Raw genomic sequence first — 20,120 nt, 5'->3', positions numbered from 1 at the left:
TCCTTCAGGCGCACGGCTTCTTCGACGGCGATCTCGTCGAAGGGGTTCATGCTCATCTTCACGTTGGCGGTCTCGACGCCGCTGCCATCCGCCTTGACGCGGATCTTCACATTGTAGTCGATCACCCTTTTCACGGGCACGAGGATCTTCATTGGCTTGTTCCGTTCAGGTGCGGCCAGGGAGAGTCTCAGATGTGAATGGCGCGGTTGTCCGCGGCGAGTACCGACTCATGCATCATTTCCGATAAGGTCGGGTGCGGGAAGACGGTATGCATCAGTTCGGCCTCCGTCGTCTCAATGGTCTTGGCGACGGTGTAGCCCTGGATCAGCTCGGTTACCTCTGCGCCGATCATGTGGGCGCCGAGCAGTTCGCCAGTCTTGGCGTCGAACACCGTCTTGACCATACCCTCGGTCTCTCCGAGCGCGATGGCCTTGCCATTTCCGATGAAGGGGAAGCGGCCGACCTTGACCTCGTAGCCCTTCTCCTTGGCTTTCTTCTCCGTAAGCCCGACCGAGGCGATCTGCGGGTGCGAGTAGGTGCAGCCGGGGATGCCGAGGATGTTCAGACCGTGCGGGTACTTGCCGGCGATGTGCTCGGCGACGATGACGCCCTCGTGACTGGCCTTGTGGGCAAGCCAGGGGGCGCCGGTCACGTCGCCGATGGCGTAGACGCCAGGCTCGTCGGTCTCGCACATCGCGTTGGTCTGGATGTGACCGCGTTCCAGCTTCACCTTGGTACCTTCCAGCCCCAGGTTTTTGGTGTTCGGGCTGATGCCAGCGGCGACGATGATGCGGTCAACCGTGATGTCCTCAATCTTGCCGTCGGCCTCGACCGTGACGGTGACGCTGTCGGCGCTCTTGCGCAGGTTGCCGGCCTTGCCGCCGGTGATGATGCGCATGCCCTGCTTCTCGAAGGACTTGCGCGCCATCGCCGAGATTTCCTCATCCTCTACCGGAAGGATGCGGTCCATCACCTCGACCACCGTCACCTTGGCGCCCAGCTCGTTGTAGAAGCTGGCGAACTCGACACCGATGGCGCCGGAGCCGATGACCAGCAGCGACTTCGGCGTGACGTCCGGGGTCATCGCCTTGCGGTAGGTCCAGACCAGCTTTCCATCTTCCTCTAGCCCCGGCAGAGCGCGGGCGCGGGCGCCGGTGGCGATGATGATGTGCTTGGCGCCGAAGGTGCCGACCGGGGCCTCGCCCTTGGTTACGGCGACGAGGCCCTTGCCGGCCAGCTTGGCGGCGCCCTCGATGACGGTGACTTTGTTCTTCTTTAGCAAGTGCTTGACGCCGTTGTTGAGCTGGTTGGCGACCTTGCGCGAGCGCTGGACGACCTTGTCGAGGTCGAAGCCTGGGTTCTGGATAACCAAGCCGTAGTCGTTGGCATGCTTGGCGTTGCGCAGCACCTCGGCCGAGCGCAGCAGCGCCTTGGTCGGGATGCAGCCCCAATTCAGGCAGATGCCGCCGAGATTTTCACGCTCGACAACGGCGGTGTGCAGGCCCAACTGGGCGGCACGGATCGCTGCCACGTAACCGCCCGGCCCACCGCCGATGATGATGACGTCGTAAGAGTGAAGGCTCATGTCTGTTCCTCAGTCTGAAGCCCGAGGCCGCTCACCCGCTGGGAAAGGCGGTCGACAGCGCCGGGTCGGCGGTAAGCTCGGCCACCCTGCCGCTGCGCACCACCTCCCCGCACAGCAGGATGATGATACGGCGCTCGCGGCAGATGGACCCGATGAAGCTGAAGATCTGCTGGACGATCACCGGGGCCAGCGCCGCCGACAGGATCACCATCTGCTCCTGCCCGCCCGTCAGTATGCCGGCCGAGGTGTGGCGGCGCGCCGTCAGCATCAGCAACCGTTCATAGTGTCGATAGGGCGATCGTAGCTGTTAGGGCGGCTGTCTCGATTAGGCCAATGACGGAACGACGGTGCATGACGCTTTCCCCTCCCATGAACGGCGGATCGTGGCATCCCGCCTCGTAAAAATGAATAATGAGTCATATCTCATATTTAATGTAGCCGCAGCAAACTGTCGGCGCAACGACATAAATGCGTTTGCCTAGCGTTTCACCCAAGCGCCCACCCTGTGCTGATCCTGCAGGGGCGCCAACCTTCAATGGGAACAGAGAGTCTTTGTGCCGAACCGAGACAAGGCCAGTATAGAAAAGAACCGCAAGCACGACCATTTCGCAACAACACCGCTTTGCGGAAATATGAATGTTGGTTCACAAATCGGCTCTGTTGCAAAGTTTGCCGGCAGGCGGCGGAATGGCTGGACGCTGTTGGGAGCCAAGCCGTGTCGGACTTCAAGGGACGCCACTTTGACCCTCCTCCGAATCAGTGGACACCTCTGCTAAGCTCCAGATGGAGCGGAGAGGTCAAGAATGACGACGACACGGCGCATCTTTACGGACGAGTTCAAGCAAGAGGCGGTGGCGCTGTTGGCCAGCAGCGGCCGCTCCCTTGCGCAGATCGCCCGTGAATTGGGAGTGCAGCCCTCGGTGTTACGGAAATGGCAGCGCCGCCTAACCGGGTCAGGGGGGCCGTCGATGCCCCCCGTCCAGCAAGCGGCGGCCCCCCTGATCACAGGCGCTGATCAAGCATCGGAAATCGCCCGTCTAAAACGCGAACTCGCCCGCGTCCAGATGGAACGGGATATATTAAAAAAAACTGTAGCCATCTTCTCGGAAGCACCGAGATGAGGTTCCGAATCATTGCAGACTGCTGCGACGAATACCCGGTTCGGGTGCTCTGCGATGCCATCGGCGTGTCGCCATCGGGCTATTATGCTTGGCGCACGCGACCGGAGAGCCCACGCAAAGCAGCGAACCGGCAGTTGCTCGATGACATCCGGCGCCTTCACGACGCGCATCGTCAACGCTACGGAGTTCCTCGCATTCATGCCGCCCTGCGGGCGAATGGGCACACCGCCAGTCGCGGGCGTGTCGAACGCCTCATGCGCCGCCACGGCCTGCGGGCGCAACGCGCCAAGGCTTATCGCGTCTGCACCACCGACAGCCGGCACGGTTTGCCGGTGGCGCCCAATCGGCTCAATCGCGACTTTGCCCCGGCGAAGCCGAACCAGACTTGGCTCACCGACATCACATACATCCCGACGGACGAGGGCTGGCTGTATCTCGCCGTCGTCCTGGATCTGTTCAGCCGCAAGGCCGTGGGCTGGGCAATGCGCGACCACATGCGCACCGAACTGCCGCTGGCGGCCCTGACCATGGCGGTCCAGCGGCAACGGCCCCAGCCCGGCCTCCTGCACCACTCGGATCGTGGTAGTCAATACGCCGCTGGGGATTACCGAAAAGCTTTGAAAAGCAATGGCATTGTGCAGTCAATGAGCCGCAAAGGCAACTGCTGGGATAACGCCCCGATGGAAAGTTTCTTCGGCAGTTTGAAAGCGGAACTCGTCCATGGCGCCCGCTATGCAACGCGCGACGCCGCTCGCAGAGATCTGTTCGCCTACATCGAAGGCTATTACAATCGCCAGCGACTGCACTCGGCTCTCGGCTACATCACCCCGGACCAGGCCGAGCTTCGAGCCGCTTAACCCGGTGTCCTTTCTGCCGGGGGAAGGTCATACAGCGTCGTGCGTTTAATATGAAACATCCGACGCTGTAGACCGCCCGGATGCCGGGTACGTCAGTCCCAGCAGGTTGGTCGAACTAGCAACGCTCCGAATCAGCGCGATCAAGCCACCAATCCGTTCGGCGATAACGGCCACCCCCTCCATCCGCCGACGCCCAACGTCTAGCCCACAACGACGACATGAAGCCGTATATCTCAGCGGCCGTGCCGCCTGAACCAAGCCCCGAACTCAGGAAACAGCGACCGATGCCCGGACCGTGCGGCCATCCGCGCGGCTGGGCTCGATTCGGTGTCGATGGACGATGCCTTATATGAAGCCGATATAAATAAAATACTAATAATATATTTGTGGCGCCCTATCCTCTGCCCTACAGTCTTTCCGTACCAACAATCCCGTCCGCCAGCAATTCTCATCCAGTGGATGCTGGCGATTCTCGCGCGGTCACTGTGAACCAATGGTCACGGTTACCGCGTTACATGCGCCTTCTTGCGCTAGGAAAGACAAATCGGGACGGAAAGAGGAAGCGCCATGGACGATTTCGTCCTTCAGACCTATGGCATGACCAAGGAATTCAAGGGCTTTACGGCCGTCAACTGCGTCGATCTCAAGGTCCAGCGCGGACACATCCACGCGCTGATCGGACCCAACGGCGCAGGCAAGACGACCTGCTTCAATCTGCTCACCAAGTTTCTGGAACCGACCCGTGGCCGGATTCTGTTCAACGGGACCGACATCACCGGCGAAAAGCCGGCACAGGTCGCGCGCCGGGGCATCGTGCGCTCCTTTCAAATCTCGGCGGTGTTTCCGCATCTGACGGCCCTTCAGAATGTCCGCGTGGCCATGCAGCGCGGTCTCGGGACCTCCCTCCATTTTTGGAAGTCGAACCGGTCACTTGATGGCCTGAACGACCGGGCAGCGGAGATTCTGGACCTTGTCGGGCTGAAAAGTTTTTCCGGCATGGCCGCCGTGGAAATGCCCTATGGCCGGAAACGGGCGCTGGAAATCGCCACCACCCTGGCGCTCGACCCCGAGGTGATGCTGCTCGACGAACCGACCCAGGGCATGGGGCACGAGGACGTCGACCGCGTCATGGACCTGATCAAGCGGGTGTCGGCCAACCGCACCATCCTGATGGTCGAGCACAACATGAAGGTCGTCGCCGGCATCAGCGACGCCATCACCGTGCTCGCCCGCGGAGCCGTCCTCGCCGAGGGCTCCTACGCCGAGGTGTCGGACGACCCGCGCGTCATCGAGGCCTACATGGGGTCCGCCGCCAACGACGAACTGGTGGAGGCACTGTGATGAGCCGTCGGATCGAGCATACGCCCGTCGAATATCTGCGCGTCACCGATCTGCACGCGTTCTACGGCGAATCGCACGTGCTGCACGGCATGGACTTCGTCGTCAACCAAGGCGAATGCGTGTCGCTGCTGGGCCGCAACGGCGCCGGGCGCACCACGACAATGCGCGCCATCCTGGGACTCACCGGGCGACGGTCAGGGTCGATCATGCTCGATGGAAAGGATGTCATCCGGTTGCCGCCGCACCGCATCGCGCGGCTGGGTGTCGGCTATTGCCCGGAGGAGCGTGGCATCTATTCCAGCCTGTCCTGCGAGGAGAACCTGCTTCTCCTGCCCAAGGTCGCCAGCGGCGGCATGAGCGTGGAGGAAATCTACGCCATGTTCCCGAACCTGAAGGAACGGCGCCACAGCCAGGGGACCCGCCTGTCCGGCGGCGAGCAGCAGATGCTGGCGATGGCCCGCATCCTGCGCACCGGCGCCCGCCTGCTGCTGCTCGACGAAATATCCGAAGGGCTGGCGCCGGTCATCGTCGAAAAGCTTGGCGAGATCATCCGCGATCTGAAGGCCAAGGGCTATACGATCCTGCTGGTCGAGCAGAATTTCCGCTTCGCCGCGCCGCTGGCCGACCGGATGTACGTCGTGGAGCATGGTCGGGTGGCCACGGAAATCGAACGACGCGACCTGCCGTCGAAGATGGGGTTGCTGCGCGACTATCTCGGCGTCTGACCGCACCGGCGCTCCTTTGCGACGCCCCCGAAAGCGCCCCCAAACGGCGCCCCCAACGGCGCCCCTGGAAGGCGCCGCGACCACATAATTCGGAAGGTTTGGAGAATGACCGAGATCTTCGGTTTTCCCATCCAGGCGCTCATGGGGCAACTGGTCCTCGGCCTGGTGAACGGATCCTTTTACGCGATGCTCAGCATCGGGCTCTCGGTGATCTTCGGGATGCTCAACATCATCAACTTCGCTCATGGCGCCTTCTACATGATCGGTGCCTTCCTGGCGTGGATGGGGCTGTATTACTGGGGAATCAGCTATTGGTGGTCCCTGATCCTGGTACCCCTGGCGGTGGCGCTGATCGGCATCGCCGTCGAACGCACCCTGCTGCAGTGGATCTACAAACTCGACCATCTCTACGGGCTGCTGCTGACCTTCGGCATCGCCCTGGTGATCGAGGGCATGTTCCGGCACTGGTTCGGCGTCGCCGGCCAGCCCTTCGACGTGCCGGAGGGCCTGACCGGCGGCTTCAATCTGGGCTTCATGTTCCTGCCGAAATACCGGGCCTGGGTGATCGCCGCGTCGCTGACCGTGTGCGTCGGGACCTGGTTCGTCATCGAGAAGACCCGCCTGGGATCCTATCTGCGCGCCGCGACCGAGAATCCCAAGCTGACGCAAGCCTTCGGAATCAACGTCCCCATCATGGTGATGCTGATCTATGGGCTTGGTGTCGGGCTGGCCGGCTTCGCCGGCGTATTGGCTGCTCCGGTGCTCCAGGTCAGTCCGCTGATGGGCTCCAACATGATCATCGTCGTGTTCGCCGTGGTCGTCATCGGCGGCATGGGATCGATCGTCGGCTCGATCGCGACCGGCCTGATGCTCGGGGTCGTCGAAGCCATCCCCAAGGTGTTCTACCCGGAAATCTCCTCGACCATGGTCTTCATCATCATGGCGATCGTGCTGCTCCTAAGGCCGGCCGGACTGTTCGGCAAGGAAAGATGAAACCGATGACCGACACTCCCGTCACCTTTGACCGGTTCACCGTCAACCGAGTCCGCATTCTCGCCCTTCTCGCCCTGGCGATGGCGGCACCGTTCGTGACATACCCGGTGCTGGGCATGACCGTCCTGTGCTTCGGTCTGTTCGCCTGCTCGTTCAATCTTCTGCTCGGCTACACCGGGCTGTTGTCATTCGGCCACGCCGCCTTCCTGGGCACGGCGGCCTATGTGACCGCCCACGCGCTGAAGGTCTGGGAGTTGCCGACCCTGCCCAGCCTCGCGCTCGGCGCCGGGGCCGCCGCGCTGCTAGGCGCCGTGTTCGGTCTGATCGCCACCCGCCGCCACGGCATCTATTTCGCCATGGTGACGCTGGCGCTCGCCCAGATGATGTTCTTCGTCTTCTTGAAGGCGCCATTCACCGGCGGCGAGGACGGCCTGCAGGGCGTGCCGCGCGGCAGCCTGTTCGGCCTGATCGACCTTTCCGACGACACCACGCTCTATTACGTGGTTCTGACCATCGTCGTCTTCGGGCTGTGGGTGATCCACCGGGCCATCCACTCGCCGTTCGGCGAGATCCTGAAGGCGATCCGCGAGAACGAAGCGCGGGTGACCTCGCTCGGCTACGACGTCGCGCGTTACAAACTGCTCGCCTTCGTGCTGTCGGCCGGGCTGGCTGGGCTGGCCGGCGCCACCAAGGTGCTGGTGTTCAAGTTCGCCACGCTGGCCGACGTCCATTGGCATGTGTCGGGCGAGGTGGTGCTGATGACGCTGCTGGGCGGCGTCGGCACCGTGATCGGCCCGATGCTGGGAGCCGCCGTCGTCGTCGTGCTTCAGAACGAGCTGGCCGACAAGGTCGGTTCCTTCGTCACCATCATCATCGGGGTGATCTTCATCCTGTGCGTCCTGACCTTCCGGCGCGGCATCGCCGGAGAGTTGAACGATCTGCGCCGCCGCGTCCTGGGCGATGCACGCTCCGGATCCGCGGACGGCTGATGAGGCGCTCCGCGCGCCATCCACAAACACATCCAAGAGGGGAGGAAGCCATGTTGAAGGGAAGTTCCATCGGCCTGTGCGTCGGCGCTCTGCTGAGCCTTGGCACGGCGCACGCCGAGATCACCGATGGCGTCGTCCGCATCGGCGTGCTGAATGACCAGTCCGGGATCTACGCCGGGCTGTCCGGACCGGGATCGATCTGGGCGGCCAGGAAGGCCGTCGAGGACTTCCAGCCTGAAAAACATGGGCTGAAGGTCGAGGTCGTGGCCGCCGACCACCAGAACAAGCCCGACATCGGGTCGAGCATCGCCCGCAAATGGATCGACGTCGACAAGGTCGACATGATCGTCGACGTGCCGACCTCCTCGGTGATCCTCGCGGTCAATCAGGTGGTCCAGGAAAAGAACAAGGTGATGATCGTCTCCGGCGGCGGAACCGCCGACCTGACGGGCGCCGCCTGCACCCCCAACTCGATCCATTGGACCTACGACACCTGGGCCCTGGCCAATGCCACCGGCAAGGCGGTGGTGAAGACCGGCGGCGACAGCTGGTACTTCCTGACCGCCGACTACGCCTTCGGTCATGCACTGGAACGGGACACCGAGGCCGTCGTCCTCAAGAACGGCGGCAAGGTCCTGGGCAGGATCCGGCACCCCTTCCCCGGCACCGATTTCTCCTCCTTCCTGCTCCAGGCACAGGCATCAAGGGCCAAGATCATCGGCCTGGCCAACGCCGGCGGCGACACCATCAACGCCATCAAGCAGGCCGCGGAGTTCGGCATCACCCAGGGCGGTCAGAATCTCGCCGGCCTGCTGGTGTTCATGAGCGATGTGCAGGCGTTGGGACTGAATGCCGCGCAGGGCCTGATCCTGACCGAAGCCTGGTACTGGGACATGACCGACGAGAACCGCAAATTCGCCCAGGCCTTCACCGCCGCCAACCGGGGAGCCTTCCCAACCAGCGCCCAGGCCGGCGTCTATTCGGCGGTGACCCATTATCTGAAGACGGTGGCGACGCAGAAGGAGGATGGCGACGGCGCCAAGGTGGTCGCGGCGATGAAGGCCACGCCGACCGACGATCCGCTGTTCGGCAAGGGCACCATCCGCGCCGACGGCCGCAAGATCCACCCGCTCTATCTGTTCGAGGTCAAGAAGCCGTCCGAATCCAAGAAGCCGGGCGACTTCTACAAGCTGCGCGCCACGATCCCCGCCGAGGAGGCCTTCCGTCCGCTGGAAGACGGCGGCTGTCCGCTGGTCAAGAAGTAAAACCCGACGTCACATCGCCTTACGCCCGCCAAGCCCGACGGCTTGGCGGGCTTTCTTTGTTCCATCTCATCCAGCGGCGCGCGGCGTCGGCTCGCTCATGCCGCGCACGACCGTTTTCGCCGTATCGATGAACGCCTTCAACAAGGGCGACGGCGTGCGTTGCGTCCATCCCAACAGCACCTCGATCCGGGCGTCGTCGCCCGACAGGGTCTTGTAGACGACCTGCTCGAAATGCACCCGGCGCACGGCGGACGGCACGAACGCGATCCCGGCGCCCGAGCTGACCAGCCCGAGCGCGGTGTAGACCTGCGCCACCTCCGCAGCGACCTTGGGGACGAAGCCGGCCGCGGCGCACATGCCCGCGATCATGCCATGGAAATCCGGGGCCGATTTCTGGCTGTAGATGATGAAGCTTTCCGAAGCACAGTCGACGAACGGTACAGTCTCCAACGCCGCGAAAGGATGGTCCGACGGAACGGCGAGCACGAAGGGCTCCTTGAGCAGGGAGTCGCTCGTGATGTCTTCGGAATTGAAGACCGGCCGCAGGAACGAGACGTCGATATCGCCACGCAACAGGGCGTCGACCTGATCGACGACCGGAAACCAGCGCAATTGCACATCGACCATCGGATAGCGTTGGCGATAGGCGCGCAGGATCGGCGGCAGCACGGTGTAGGAGGTGTGCTCGAAGAATCCGACCGCCAACTGCCCGATCTCGCCACGCTGGGCGCGCTGGGCCTGAATCGCCGCCGCTTCGACCGACCGCAGAATCTGCCGGGCCAGTTCCAGATAGATGCGCCCGCTGTCGGTCAGTTCGACATGGCGGCGCGTCCGGTACAGCAGGGACACGCCGAGTTCGTCCTCAAGCTGGCGGATCTGTTGGCTGAGCGGCGGTTGGGCGATGTGCAGCCGCTCGGCCGCCCGCGTGAAGCTCAGCTCTTCCGCGACCGCGACGAAGTAACGGAGATGGCGCAGATCCATACTTATATCTTTCCGGTATAAATAACGTCTTTATAATATATTGGACGGTTGATTTCGGCAATCCTTATCATCGCCCACATCACAGAGGGCAATGCGGACAATCGGCGACCGAAACGGTCTGCGCGACCGAACCGCCAAGAGGAAACGCATCATGATTGATCGGACCAACGCCATCGCGCGCGTGCTGGCGCGCGTCGACTCCACCCTGGCACAGCCCGGCTCGGGCTTTCCCCATTACGCCGATCCAGCCAACGGCGTGTGGGTGCGCAGTCCGGCCGGTGATTGGACCGGTGGCTTCTGGTGCGGCATGCTGTGGCTTGCCGCGCTGCGCACCGGCGACGCGGCCTACCGCGACCATGCCCGCGACTGGGCCTCGCGGCTGCGTGTCCGCGCGGACTCCAACTCCGTCTTCAAGGGGTTCCTGTTCTGGTACGGCGCCGGCATCGGCGACGCCCTGCTCGCCGATCCGGTGGCCCGCGACCTCGCCGCCGCCGGCACCGCCGGGCTGATGCGGATGTACAACCCGCGCGCCCGGCTGATCCCGCTCGGCACCGAGGCGGAGGAGGCCTTCGACGTCGGCGCCAACGAGGCCAACATCGACGCCCTGCCGGGAACCATCGCGCTGCTGCTGTCCCGGGGCGGCGACGCGGCGGCCGTCGCCCGCGACCATCTGCGCCAGCATGTCGCCCTGTGCGTACGCGACGACGGGTCGGTCTGCCAGTCGGCCAGCTTCGACCCCGAAACCGGCGCCCTGCTGCGCCGCTACACCCACAAGGGCATCCATGAGAACAGCACCTGGGGCCGCGCGCAGGGCTGGGCGATGATCGGGCTGGCCCAGGCATTGGCGCGGGGCGAGATGGAGTTCCGTGCCGACGCCGTCCGCGTCGCCGACTGGTGGCTCGCCAACATTCCGGCCGACGGCGTCGCCTTCTGGGATTTCGACGATCCGGCGATCCCGGCCACCGAGCGCGACAGCTCGGCCACCGCCATCGGCGCCGCCGCCCTGCTGAAGCTGGCGGCGTTGATCCCCGAACACCGCGAGCGCTACGAGGCGGCGGCGCGCAAGTCCGTGGATGCGCTGGTGAACGGCTATCTGACGCCGACCGCCCCCGGCGACGCGCGCCAACCCGGCATCCTGACCGAAGGCTGCTTCAACAAGCGGAACGGCACCGCCACCGCCCACGAACTGATCTGGGGCGACTACTTCCTGTTCGAAGCCCTGCTGGCGCTGGAGGGAGACCTCGCGCCCGAGCGGCTCTGACGACCACACACGCCCCCCGTTTTCCCGGAGGAATTCCCATGTCCGAACACCAGTATCCGGCGCCCCGCATCAACCATCGCGGCCCGGTTTCCACGCTGATCGGCACCGAGACCAGCTACACGCGCACCATCGGCGAATACGACATCTACGCTTTCGCCGGCATCAGCGGCGACAACCATCCCAATCATTGCGACGAGGAATACGCCCGCCGCGTCGGGTTGGGCGGCCGCGTCGCCCAGGGGTCGATGATGGTCGGCTATGTGTCCGGCGCCGTCACCAAGTACCTCGATTGGGCCGGTCGCCCGGCGGTGTCCTACGGCTACGACCGCGTCCGCTTCACCAAGCCGGTCCGCATCGGCGACACTCTGACCGTCCATTACCGCATCGTGCGCGCCGACGACGCGAAGAAGCGGCTGTGGGCCGACGCGACGCTGACCAACCAGCGCGGCGAGACGGTCTGCGTCTGCACCCACATCATCCATTTCCAGGAGTGACGCCGCGATGAGCAAGGTCTGCACCGCGCAAGAGGCGGTCGCGCTCATCCAGCCCGGCCAGACCGTGGCCAGCGTCGGCGTGATCGGCTGGCTGACCCCGGACGCCCTGCTCGGCGCGCTGGCCCAGCGGTTCCGCGACACCGGCAGCCCGCGCGACCTCACCTTCTTCTTCCCGGTCAGCGTCGGTGACGCGCTGGGGATCAAGGGGATGGACCATGTCGCCATCGAAGGGCTGATGAAGCGCGTGGTGTCGGGCAACTACCTGAACGCGCTGGACCCGGCGACCGGCAAGCGGCCCGAGATGATGCGCCTGATCCGCGAGAACCGGGTCGAGGCCTATTGCTGGCCCATCGGCGCCACCATGCATTGGCTGCGCGAGGTCGCGCGGCGCGGCCCCGGCTATCTGACGCCCATCGGCATCGGCTCCTACATCGACCCGCGCCAGCAGGGCGGCAAATACACCGAGCGGGCGCGGGAGGATCTGGTCCGGCTGCACAGCATCGACGGCCGCGAGTACCTGCATTACCCGACCTGGCCGCTGAACGTCGGCTTCATCCGCGCGACCAGCGCCGACGAGCACGGCAACCTCAGCTTCGAGGACGAGCCGATCACCTCTTCGGCCCTGGCCCTGGCGCTGGCGGTGAAGGCGTCGGGCGGCACCGTGATCGCACAGGTCCGCAAGCTGGTGCCCCGCCGCTCGCGCTCCGTCCATGAGGTGCGCGTGCCGGGCGAACTGGTCGATCATGTCGTGGTCGCGCCCGAACCGATGATGACCACCGGCATCCGCTACGACGACCGCTACCTCGGCCGCCAGATCTTCGACGGGCGGACGACCGAGCGGCTGCCGCAGGGCGCCGACAAGGTCATCGCGCGGCGCGCGGCGGCGGAAGTGCGGCCGGGCGTGGTCACCATCTTCGGCTTCGGCGCCTCGTCCGACGTGCCGACGGTGATGATGGAGGATGGCGCCTTCGCCGACGACGGCCTGCTGCGCTACAACTTCACCACCGAGCACGGCCCCTTCGGCGGCGTGGTCATGAGCGGCTGGCAGTTCTCCGCCAACATGTACCCCGAGGCGCTGATCGACGGTCCGTCGCAGTTCGACTTCATCGACGGCGGCAACTGCGAGGCGGCGGCGCTGGCCTTCGCCCAGTTCGACCGGGCCGGCAGCGTCAACGTCAGCCGCTTCGGCGCCGCCAACCCCGGCCCCGGCGGCTTCATCGACATCGCCTACAACGCCCGCGAGCTTGTCTTCACCGGCACCTTCACCACCGCCGGGCTGGGGGTGGATGTCGGCGACGGACGGTTGACCATCCAGCGCGAGGGCAAGGTCCGCAAGTTCGTCGAGCGGGTGGACGAGATCACCTATCCGTTGCTGCGCAACGTGGCGGAGCGCGGGCAGAAAGCGAAGATCGTCACCGAACGGGCGGTCTTCGCGGTGGAACCGGACGGTCTGGTGCTCACCGAGGTGGCGCCCGGCATCGACGCGAAGACCCAGGTCATCGACCTGATGGACTGCCCGCCGCACCGCGTTCTCGACCCTCTGCCGCGCATGGCGGACCGGCTGTTCCGCGACTGACGCGCTCACGAAGAAATCCGAGGAAAAACCATGGCGACCATCAGTTATCTGACGACGATCCAGTTCGATTACGGGGCGCTCGGCACGCTGCCGGCCGAATTGCGCCGGCTCGGCATCCGCCGCCCCTTCCTGGCCACCGACAAGGGCGTCGGCGCGGCGGGGCTGCTCCAGCGCGTGCTCGACGCCATGGGCGGCACCGAAGGCACCGTCGTCTATGACGACACGCCGCCCAACCCGACCGAGGACGCCGTCGTCGCCGCCACGGACCTGTACCGCGACCGCGGTTGCGACGGCATCGTCGCGGTCGGCGGCGGGTCGGCGATCGATCTGGCGAAGGCGGTGGCGCTGCTGGCGACCCACCCGGCCCCGTTGCAGCAATACGCGGCGGTGGAGGGCGGCGCCGCCCGCATCACCGCCCAGGTGGCTCCGCTGGTCGCCATCCCGACCACGGCCGGCACCGGCAGCGAGGTCGGGCGCGGCAGCGTCATCGTCATGCGCGACGGCCGCAAGCTGGGCCTGCTCAGCCCTCATCTGCTGCCCAAGGTGGCGATCTGCGATCCGGAGCTGACGCTCAGCCTGCCGCCGCTGCTGACGGCGGCGACCGGCATGGACGCCATCGCCCATTGCATCGAGACCTTCCTCGCCCCCGCGGTCAACCCGCCGGCCGAAGCCATCGCCCTGGACGGCCTGCGGCGCGGTGTCCGTCACATCGAGCGGGCGACCGCCGACGGGACCGACCGCGAGGCGCGCTGGAACATGATGATGGCGGCGATGGAAGGCGCGATGGCGTTCCAGAAGGGTCTCGGCGCGGTGCACGCCCTGTCGCATCCGCTGGGTGCCGTGCCGCTGCGCCTGCATCACGGCACCTTGAACGCCATTCTGCTGCCCGCGGTGCTGCGCTTCAACAAGCCGGCGGTCGCGGCGAAATGGGCAACGCTGTGCGAGGCGATGGGACTGCCGCAGGACGGCGATCCTGCCGCCTTCATCGCGGATCTCAACCGCCGCCTGGGTCTGCCCTCCGGGCTGGAGGCGCTGGGGCTGGAGCGGGCGCAACTGCCGGAGATCGCTGAAAAGGCGCTGAAGGACCATTGCCACGCCACCAACCCACGGACGGCCACGGCCGACGACTATCTGGGCATGCTCAACGATTCCTATCCGGCCGGGTGATTGCGATGACCAGCACGACCACCATCCACAAGAACTTCATCGACGGCGAATGGCTGGCCGGCAGCGACGCCACGGTCAACGTCAACCCGTCCGATCTCGACGACGTGATCGGCCGCTACGCCGTCGCCGACGCGACGCAGGTCGAACACGCTGTCACGGCGGCCCGGCGCGCCTTCAAGCCCTGGTCCGCCGTCGGCGTCCAGGAGCGCTCCGACATCCTGGATCGCGTCGGCACGGAAATCCTGGCGCGGCGCGAGGAACTCGGCCGCCTGCTGTCGCGGGAGGAGGGCAAGACCCTGCCCGAGGGCATCGGCGAGGCGACACGCGCCGGCCAGATCTTCCGCTTCTTCGCCGCCGAGGTGCTGCGCGGGCGGGGCGAACTGCTGGACTCCGTCCGCCCCGGTGTCGGCGTGGAGATCACGCGCGAGCCGGTCGGCGTGGTCGGCCTGATCACCCCGTGGAACTTCCCGCTGGCGATTCCGGCCTGGAAGATCGCGCCGGCGCTGGCCTACGGCAATTGCGTCGTCTTCAAGCCGGCCGAACTGGTGCCCGGCTGCGCCTGGGCACTGGCCGACATCCTGTCGCGCGCCGGCCTCCCCGACGGTGTCTTCAATCTGGTGATGGGTCCGGGCGCCGTGGTCGGCGACGCCATCGCCCGCTCGGCCGGGGTGGACGCTATCAGCTTCACCGGATCGGTTTCCACCGGCAAGCGGGTGGCGGCGGTCGCCGCCGAACGGCTCGCCAAGGTCCAGTTGGAGATGGGCGGCAAGAACCCGCTGGTGATCCTGGACGACGCCGACCTCGACGTCGCGGTGCGCTGCGCGGTGCAGGGATCCTACTACTCCACCGGCCAGCGCTGCACCGCGTCCAGCCGGCTGATCGTGGCCTCCGGCATCCACGACCGCTTCGTGAAGAGCCTCGGCGAGGCGCTGAGCCGCTTGACCGTCGACGACGCGCTGGCTCCCGGAACCGACATCGGCCCGGTGGTGGACGAGCGGCAATTGGCCCGGGATCTCGGCTACATCGAAAGCGGCACCGGCGAGGGTGCGACGCTCGCCTTCGGCGGTAATCTGCTGACGCGGGCCAAGCGCGGTCATTACCTGTCGCCCGCCCTGTTCACCGAAACCACGCCGGAGATGCGCATCAACCGCGAGGAGATCTTCGGACCGGTCGCCACGGTGCTGCGCGCCGACGGCTATGAACACGCGCTGGCCATCGCCAACGACACGCCCTTCGGTCTGTGCGCCGGCATCGTCACCGGCTCGCTGAAGCATGCCGCGCATTTCAAGCGCAATGCCGATGTCGGCATGGTGATGGTCAACCTGCCCACCGCCGGCGTCGATTACCACACGCCGTTCGGCGGACGGAAGGCATCCAGCCACGGCCCGCGCGAGCAGGGCGCCTACGCCCGCGAATTCTTCACCACCGTCAAGACCAGCTACGTCCAGGCCTGACGGCGGCGGCACGCGAAAGGACAGGATCATGAGTTCCGTCATCAAGGACCATCACGAGGCGATCCGCGACGCCGTCCGCCGCTTCGCGGAAAACGAGATCGCGCCGGTCGCCGAGCATCTCTGGCAAGCGGAGGAGTTTCCCTACGCCGCCTGGAAGCTGGCCGGCGAACTCGGCTTCATCGGCCTGCCCTACCCCGAGGCCCATGGCGGCGGCGGTGGCGACTGGCTCGGCTTCACCATCGTGCTGGAGGAGATCGCGCGGGTCGATTGCGCCGTCGCCGTGTCGATCATGGCGAATTCCACCATCGCCAGCCTGCTGAACAATTTCGGGACCGAGGAGCAGAAGCACCGCTTCCTCCGCCCGATCCTGGAGGGCACCCAGGTCGGCTGCATCGCGTTGACCGAACCCGGCGCCGGGTCCGACAGTGCGAACATCCAGACCCGCGCCACATTGCGCGACGGCAACTGGGTCATCACCGGATCGAAGACCTTCATCAGCAATTCGGGCACCGACATCACCGGCCCCATCGTCATCGCCGCCGTCACCGGCACCCGTCCGGACGGCCGCAAGGAGATCTCCAACTTCATCGTGCCCACCGGAACGCCGGGCTTCACCTCCGGCCGCAAGTTGCACAAGATCGGCTGGCGCGGCTCCTCCACGCACGAGCTGTTCTTCGACGAGTGCGTGCTGACGCCCGACCATCTGCTGGGTCAGGTCGGGTCGGGGCTGAAGCAGACGCTGGCGCAGATCAGCACTGGGCGCATCCTGATCGGCGCGCTGGGGCTGGGAATCCTGCAAGCCTCGCTGGAACGGTCGACGGCCTACATGAAGGAGCGCCATGCCTTCGGCAAGGCGCTGACCGAGTTCCAGGCGTTGCAGTTCAAGATCGCCGACATGGCGACGCACGGCCACGCCGCGCGGCTGATGCTGTACGACGCCGCGGCGCGCAAGGACGCGGGCGAGCGGTTCGACCGCGAGGCGTCGATGGGCAAGCTGTTCGCCACGGAAAAGGCCATGGAGGCCGCGCACCAGGCGGTCCAGATCCATGGCGGCAACGGCATCATGATCGAATACCCGGTGTCCCGCGCCTTCGGCGACGCCAAGGTCCTGGAGATCGTCGAGGGCACCTCGGAAATCCAGCGGATGATCATCGCGCGCGAACTGCTTCGGTAGAGGCATTGATAGTGGCGCCCCCTCCTTTCAGGACGGAACAGACAGGACCATGCCCGCCAACAGTCCCTTCCACGCCGACGGCCTCGGCAAGACCGCGGCCAACCATGCGCCGCTGACACCGCTGTCGTTGCTCGCCCGCACGGCGGAGGTCTACCCGCACCACCTTGCGGTGGTTTACGGGGCGCGGCGCTACACATGGGCGCAGACGGCGGAACGTTGCCGCCGTCTCGCTTCGGCACTGGCGGCGGCGGGGGTCGGATGTGGCGACACCGTCGCCGTGATGGGCGCCAACACCCCCGAGACCATCGAGGCGCATTTCGGCGTCCCAATGGCCGGGGCCGTGCTCAACACGCTGAACACCCGCCTCGATGCTCCCACGCTGGCCTTCATGCTGCGGCACGCCGAGGCCAAAGTGCTGATCGCCGACACGGAGTTTTCCGCGACCGTCCGCGACACGCTGGCCCTGCTCGACCGGCCACCGCTGGTGATCGACATCGATGATCGGCAAGGTCCACGCGGCGCACGGATGGGCGCGGTCGATTACGAAGGGTTCATCGCCCTCGACGACCCGAATTTTACCGGTGGGCAGCCGTTGGACGAGTGGCAGGCCATCGCTCTCAATTACACCTCGGGCACCACCGGGAATCCCAAGGGTGTCGTCTATCATCATCGCGGCGCCTATCTGGCCGCCCTGTCGAACATGATCGACTGGGGCATGCCACGGCATTCGGTGATGCTGTGGACCCTGCCGCTGTTCCACTGCAACGGCTGGTGCTTTCCCTGGACCATGGCCGCCAACGCCGGCACCAACATCTGCCTGCGCCGTGTCGATCCGGAGCGGATCCTGTCCCTCATCCGCGAGCACTGCGTCACCCATTATTGCGGTGCCCCGGTGGTGCACGCGATGCTGGCCAACGCACCCGATGCCTGGAAATCCGGGATCGGCCACCCGGTCGAGGCGCTGATCGGCGGCGCCCCGCCACCGGTTCCGGTGATCGCGGCGATGGAACGGATGGGCTTCTCCATCACCCAGATCTACGGTCTGACCGAGGTCTACGGGCCGGCGGCGGTGTGCGCCCCGCAACCGGATTGGAAAGATCTGGACACGGCAACACTCGCCAGCCGGAAAGGAAGGCAGGGGGTGCGCTACACCGCGCAGGAGAACATGGCAGTGCTGGACCCGAGCACTATGGCGCCGGTTCCCCCCGACGGCGTCACCATCGGTGAGGTCATGTTCCGCGGCAACATGACGATGATGGGATATCTGAAGAATCCCGAGGCAACGGCGGAGGCCTTCGCCGGCGGCTGGTTCCATTCCGGCGATTTGGCCGTGGTCCAGCCGGACGGCTATGTCCAGATCAAGGACCGCTCCAAGGACGTCATCATTTCCGGCGGCGAGAACATCAATTCCGTCGAGGTCGAGGAGGCGCTCTACCACCATCCGGCGGTGCTTGCCGCGGCGGTCGTGGCGCGTCCGGATGCCAAATGGGGCGAGAGCCCTTGTGCCTTCGTGGAACTGAGGCCGGAGACGTCGGCGACGGAAGCCGAACTGATCGCGCATTGCCGAGCGCGGCTCGCCCATTTCAAGGCGCCGAAGACGGTGATCATCGGCGAATTGCCGAAGACTTCTACGGGGAAAATCCAGAAATTCGCACTACGCGAAGCCGCGAAACAGAGTGGCACACATGTTGAGGGAAGCAACCGATGAAGATCCTCGTCCCCGTTAAGCGAGTGGTTGACTACAACGTGAAGATCCGCGTGAAGGCGGATGGCAGCGGCGTCGAGACCGCCAACGTGAAGATGAGCATGAACCCCTTCGACGAGATCGCCGTCGAAGAGGCGGTGCGTCTGAAGGAGGCCGGCACGGCGACCGAGATCGTCGTGGTCTCCGTCGGCCCGACCCAGGCCCAGGAGACCCTGCGCACCGCTCTCGCCATGGGTGCCGACCGCGCCATCCTGGTGCAGACCGACGTGACGACCGAACCGCTGGCCGTCGCCAAGGTGCTGAAGGCCCTGGTCGAGAAGGAGGCCCCCGGCCTCGTCATCCTCGGCAAGCAGGCCATCGATGACGACTGCAACCAGACCGGCCAGATGCTGGCCGCCCTGCTGGGCTGGGGCCAGGGCACCTTCGCCTCGAAGGTGGTGCCCGGCGACGGCAAGGTCGCGGTGACGCGCGAGATCGACGGCGGCTTGGAGACGGTGGAGCTGAAGCTGCCGGCGGTGGTGACAGCCGACCTGCGCCTCAACGAGCCGCGCTACGCCTCGCTGCCCAACATCATGAAGGCGAAGAAGAAGCCGCTGGAGACCGTTGCTCCGGACGGGCTCGGCGTCGACGTGACGCCGCGGCTGACCACGGTGAAGGTGACGGAGCCGCCGAAGCGCCAGGCCGGCATCAAGGTGCCGGACGTCGCCACGCTGGTCGACAAGCTCAAGACCGAAGCGCGCGTGATCTGAGGGGGATGAACTAAGACCATGGCCAACATTCTCGTCATCGCCGACCACGACGGCGCCTCGCTGAAGCCCGCCACCCTGAACGCCGTCACCGCCGCTGCCAAAATCGGCGGCGACATCCACATCCTGGTCGCCGGCAAGGGCGCCGAGGCCGCCGCCGAGGCGGCATCCAAGGTCGCCGGCGTGTCGAAGGTGCTGCTGGCCGACGACGGCTCTTACGAGCACCAGCTGCCGGAAGACGTCGCCCCGCTGGTGGTGTCCGCCGTCAAGGGCGGCGGCTACGGCCATGTGCTGGCCGGCGCCACCTCGGCCGGCAAGAACCTCCTGCCGCGCGTCGCCGCCTTGCTGGACGTCGCCGCCATCTCCGACATCACCGCCGTGGTGTCGGCCGACACCTTCAAGCGGCCGATCTACGCCGGCAACGCCATCGCCATCGTGCAGTCGGCCGATCCGGTGAAGGTCGTCACCGTCCGCACCACCGCCTTCGAGACCGCAGCATCCGAAGGCGGTTCGGCAGCCGTCGAGCAGGTCGCGGGCGCCGGTGCGGCCGGCCTGTCGAGCTTCGTCTCGGCGGAGCTGACCAAGTCGGAGCGTCCGGAGCTGACCGCCGCCCGCATCGTCATCTCCGGCGGGCGCGGTATGCAGTCGGGCGACAACTTCCCGATGCTGGAGGCTCTGGCCGACAA

General features: G+C 65.8%; 18 protein-coding genes and 1 pseudogene. 15 read left to right on the top strand and 4 right to left on the bottom strand.

Features of this window, described 5'->3' with window-relative positions; genetic code table 11:
- The 3 genes and pseudogenes from CRT60_RS36860 to CRT60_RS06250 all read right to left on the bottom strand — a co-directional run.
- Positions 1-152, bottom strand: a pseudogene (locus CRT60_RS36860) (electron transfer flavoprotein subunit beta/FixA family protein); the annotation flags it as partial.
- Between the two features lie 35 nt (positions 153-187).
- The gene (lpdA, locus tag CRT60_RS06255) at positions 188-1,585 is read right to left on the bottom strand and encodes a dihydrolipoyl dehydrogenase (RefSeq protein WP_098735554.1); all 1,398 of its coding nucleotides are present in this window, start codon (positions 1,583-1,585) and stop codon (positions 188-190) included.
- Between the two features lie 31 nt (positions 1,586-1,616).
- Positions 1,617-1,853 (bottom strand): P-loop NTPase family protein, encoded by a 237-nt coding sequence (locus tag CRT60_RS06250; protein WP_098735553.1) that lies wholly within the window; start codon positions 1,851-1,853, stop codon positions 1,617-1,619.
- A gap of 535 nt (positions 1,854-2,388) precedes the next feature.
- Between CRT60_RS06250 and CRT60_RS06245 the strand changes: the two genes are divergently transcribed.
- The 6 genes from CRT60_RS06245 (at position 2,389) to CRT60_RS06220 (ending at position 8,876) form a co-directional block, all read left to right on the top strand.
- Positions 2,389-3,563, top strand: a protein-coding gene (locus CRT60_RS06245) for an IS3 family transposase (RefSeq protein WP_098735552.1) whose coding sequence is annotated in 2 segments (ribosomal slippage) — positions 2,389-2,677 and positions 2,677-3,563 — 1,176 coding nt in all. Because the reading frame shifts where the segments join, the coding sequence is not laid out codon by codon here.
- Between the two features lie 567 nt (positions 3,564-4,130).
- Entirely contained in the window at positions 4,131-4,904 is a 774-nt protein-coding gene (locus CRT60_RS06240) for an ABC transporter ATP-binding protein (protein WP_098735551.1), read from the top strand.
- Positions 4,904-5,629, top strand: coding sequence for an ABC transporter ATP-binding protein (locus CRT60_RS06235; protein WP_098735550.1), 726 nt, complete (start codon positions 4,904-4,906; stop codon positions 5,627-5,629). The genes CRT60_RS06240 and CRT60_RS06235 overlap by 1 nt, the downstream gene beginning before the upstream one ends.
- 105 nt (positions 5,630-5,734) lie before the next feature.
- Positions 5,735-6,622: a branched-chain amino acid ABC transporter permease gene (locus tag CRT60_RS06230; RefSeq protein WP_098735549.1), complete on the top strand. Its 888-nt coding sequence runs from the start codon at positions 5,735-5,737 to the stop codon at positions 6,620-6,622.
- A gap of 5 nt (positions 6,623-6,627) precedes the next feature.
- A complete protein-coding gene (locus tag CRT60_RS06225; RefSeq protein WP_199230893.1) occupies positions 6,628-7,611 on the top strand; it encodes a branched-chain amino acid ABC transporter permease in 984 nt (327 codons plus the stop codon).
- A 50-nt stretch (positions 7,612-7,661) separates the two neighbouring features.
- On the top strand, positions 7,662-8,876 hold the full coding sequence (locus CRT60_RS06220; protein ID WP_098735547.1) for an ABC transporter substrate-binding protein: 1,215 nt from the start codon (positions 7,662-7,664) through the stop codon (positions 8,874-8,876).
- A 66-nt stretch (positions 8,877-8,942) separates the two neighbouring features.
- On the opposite strand, the gene CRT60_RS06215 is transcribed toward CRT60_RS06220, so the two are convergent.
- Positions 8,943-9,857 (bottom strand): LysR family transcriptional regulator, encoded by a 915-nt coding sequence (locus CRT60_RS06215; RefSeq protein WP_098735546.1) that lies wholly within the window; start codon positions 9,855-9,857, stop codon positions 8,943-8,945.
- Between the two features lie 151 nt (positions 9,858-10,008).
- On the opposite strand from CRT60_RS06215, the gene CRT60_RS06210 reads away from it, so the two are divergent.
- The 9 genes from CRT60_RS06210 to CRT60_RS06170 all read left to right on the top strand — a co-directional run.
- Positions 10,009-11,118 carry a glycoside hydrolase family 88 protein gene (locus CRT60_RS06210; RefSeq protein ID WP_098735545.1) on the top strand — a complete coding sequence of 370 codons (1,110 nt, stop codon included), beginning with the start codon at positions 10,009-10,011 and terminating at the stop codon, positions 11,116-11,118.
- A 38-nt stretch (positions 11,119-11,156) separates the two neighbouring features.
- Positions 11,157-11,612 carry a MaoC family dehydratase gene (locus CRT60_RS06205; protein WP_098735544.1) on the top strand — a complete coding sequence of 152 codons (456 nt, stop codon included), beginning with the start codon at positions 11,157-11,159 and terminating at the stop codon, positions 11,610-11,612.
- Between the two features lie 7 nt (positions 11,613-11,619).
- A complete protein-coding gene (locus CRT60_RS06200; protein WP_098735543.1) occupies positions 11,620-13,188 on the top strand; it encodes a CoA-transferase in 1,569 nt (522 codons plus the stop codon).
- 30 nt (positions 13,189-13,218) lie between these two features.
- Positions 13,219-14,355 carry an iron-containing alcohol dehydrogenase gene (locus CRT60_RS06195; protein WP_098735542.1) on the top strand — a complete coding sequence of 379 codons (1,137 nt, stop codon included), beginning with the start codon at positions 13,219-13,221 and terminating at the stop codon, positions 14,353-14,355.
- A 5-nt stretch (positions 14,356-14,360) separates the two neighbouring features.
- The gene (locus CRT60_RS06190; protein WP_098735541.1) at positions 14,361-15,809 is read left to right on the top strand and encodes an aldehyde dehydrogenase family protein; all 1,449 of its coding nucleotides are present in this window, start codon (positions 14,361-14,363) and stop codon (positions 15,807-15,809) included.
- Positions 15,810-15,837: 28 nt separating this feature from the next.
- Complete coding sequence (locus CRT60_RS06185) at positions 15,838-16,983, top strand: acyl-CoA dehydrogenase family protein (RefSeq protein WP_098735540.1); 1,146 nt, start codon at positions 15,838-15,840, stop codon at positions 16,981-16,983.
- A gap of 49 nt (positions 16,984-17,032) precedes the next feature.
- Positions 17,033-18,691, top strand: coding sequence for an acyl-CoA synthetase (locus CRT60_RS06180; protein ID WP_098735539.1), 1,659 nt, complete (start codon positions 17,033-17,035; stop codon positions 18,689-18,691).
- Entirely contained in the window at positions 18,688-19,437 is a 750-nt protein-coding gene (locus CRT60_RS06175) for an electron transfer flavoprotein subunit beta/FixA family protein (RefSeq protein WP_098735538.1), read from the top strand. Before CRT60_RS06180 ends, CRT60_RS06175 begins: the two co-directional genes overlap by 4 nt.
- Positions 19,438-19,455: 18 nt before the next feature.
- Positions 19,456-20,120: electron transfer flavoprotein subunit alpha/FixB family protein (locus tag CRT60_RS06170; RefSeq protein ID WP_098735537.1), on the top strand; the 665-nt coding region annotated here is incomplete at its 3' end.

The organism is Azospirillum palustre (genome assembly GCF_002573965.1).
Taxonomy (GTDB): Bacteria; Pseudomonadota; Alphaproteobacteria; order Azospirillales; family Azospirillaceae; genus Azospirillum; species Azospirillum palustre.
Note: the sequence above shows the minus strand (reverse complement) of the source record. Positions and strands in the feature narration are given on the sequence as shown.

Bases quoted from the DNA above. Each gene is read 5' to 3' on its own strand.
- lpdA (WP_098735554.1), bottom strand. From the start codon at position 1,585: ATGAGCCTTCACTCTTACGACGTCATCATCATCGGCGGTGGGCCGGGC.
- CRT60_RS06190 (WP_098735541.1), top strand. From the start codon at position 14,361: ATGACCAGCACGACCACCATCCACAAGAACTTCATCGACGGCGAATGG.
- CRT60_RS06250 (WP_098735553.1), bottom strand. From the start codon at position 1,853: ATGCTGACGGCGCGCCGCCACACCTCGGCCGGCATACTGACGGGCGGG.
- CRT60_RS06200 (WP_098735543.1), top strand. From the start codon at position 11,620: ATGAGCAAGGTCTGCACCGCGCAAGAGGCGGTCGCGCTCATCCAGCCC.
- CRT60_RS06195 (WP_098735542.1), top strand. From the start codon at position 13,219: ATGGCGACCATCAGTTATCTGACGACGATCCAGTTCGATTACGGGGCG.
- CRT60_RS06210 (WP_098735545.1), top strand. From the start codon at position 10,009: ATGATTGATCGGACCAACGCCATCGCGCGCGTGCTGGCGCGCGTCGAC.
- CRT60_RS06185 (WP_098735540.1), top strand. From the start codon at position 15,838: ATGAGTTCCGTCATCAAGGACCATCACGAGGCGATCCGCGACGCCGTC.
- CRT60_RS06220 (WP_098735547.1), top strand. From the start codon at position 7,662: ATGTTGAAGGGAAGTTCCATCGGCCTGTGCGTCGGCGCTCTGCTGAGC.
- CRT60_RS06180 (WP_098735539.1), top strand. From the start codon at position 17,033: ATGCCCGCCAACAGTCCCTTCCACGCCGACGGCCTCGGCAAGACCGCG.
- CRT60_RS06225 (WP_199230893.1), top strand. From the start codon at position 6,628: ATGACCGACACTCCCGTCACCTTTGACCGGTTCACCGTCAACCGAGTC.
- CRT60_RS06205 (WP_098735544.1), top strand. From the start codon at position 11,157: ATGTCCGAACACCAGTATCCGGCGCCCCGCATCAACCATCGCGGCCCG.
- CRT60_RS06175 (WP_098735538.1), top strand. From the start codon at position 18,688: ATGAAGATCCTCGTCCCCGTTAAGCGAGTGGTTGACTACAACGTGAAG.
- CRT60_RS06235 (WP_098735550.1), top strand. From the start codon at position 4,904: ATGAGCCGTCGGATCGAGCATACGCCCGTCGAATATCTGCGCGTCACC.
- CRT60_RS06230 (WP_098735549.1), top strand. From the start codon at position 5,735: ATGACCGAGATCTTCGGTTTTCCCATCCAGGCGCTCATGGGGCAACTG.
- CRT60_RS06240 (WP_098735551.1), top strand. From the start codon at position 4,131: ATGGACGATTTCGTCCTTCAGACCTATGGCATGACCAAGGAATTCAAG.
- CRT60_RS06215 (WP_098735546.1), bottom strand. From the start codon at position 9,857: ATGGATCTGCGCCATCTCCGTTACTTCGTCGCGGTCGCGGAAGAGCTG.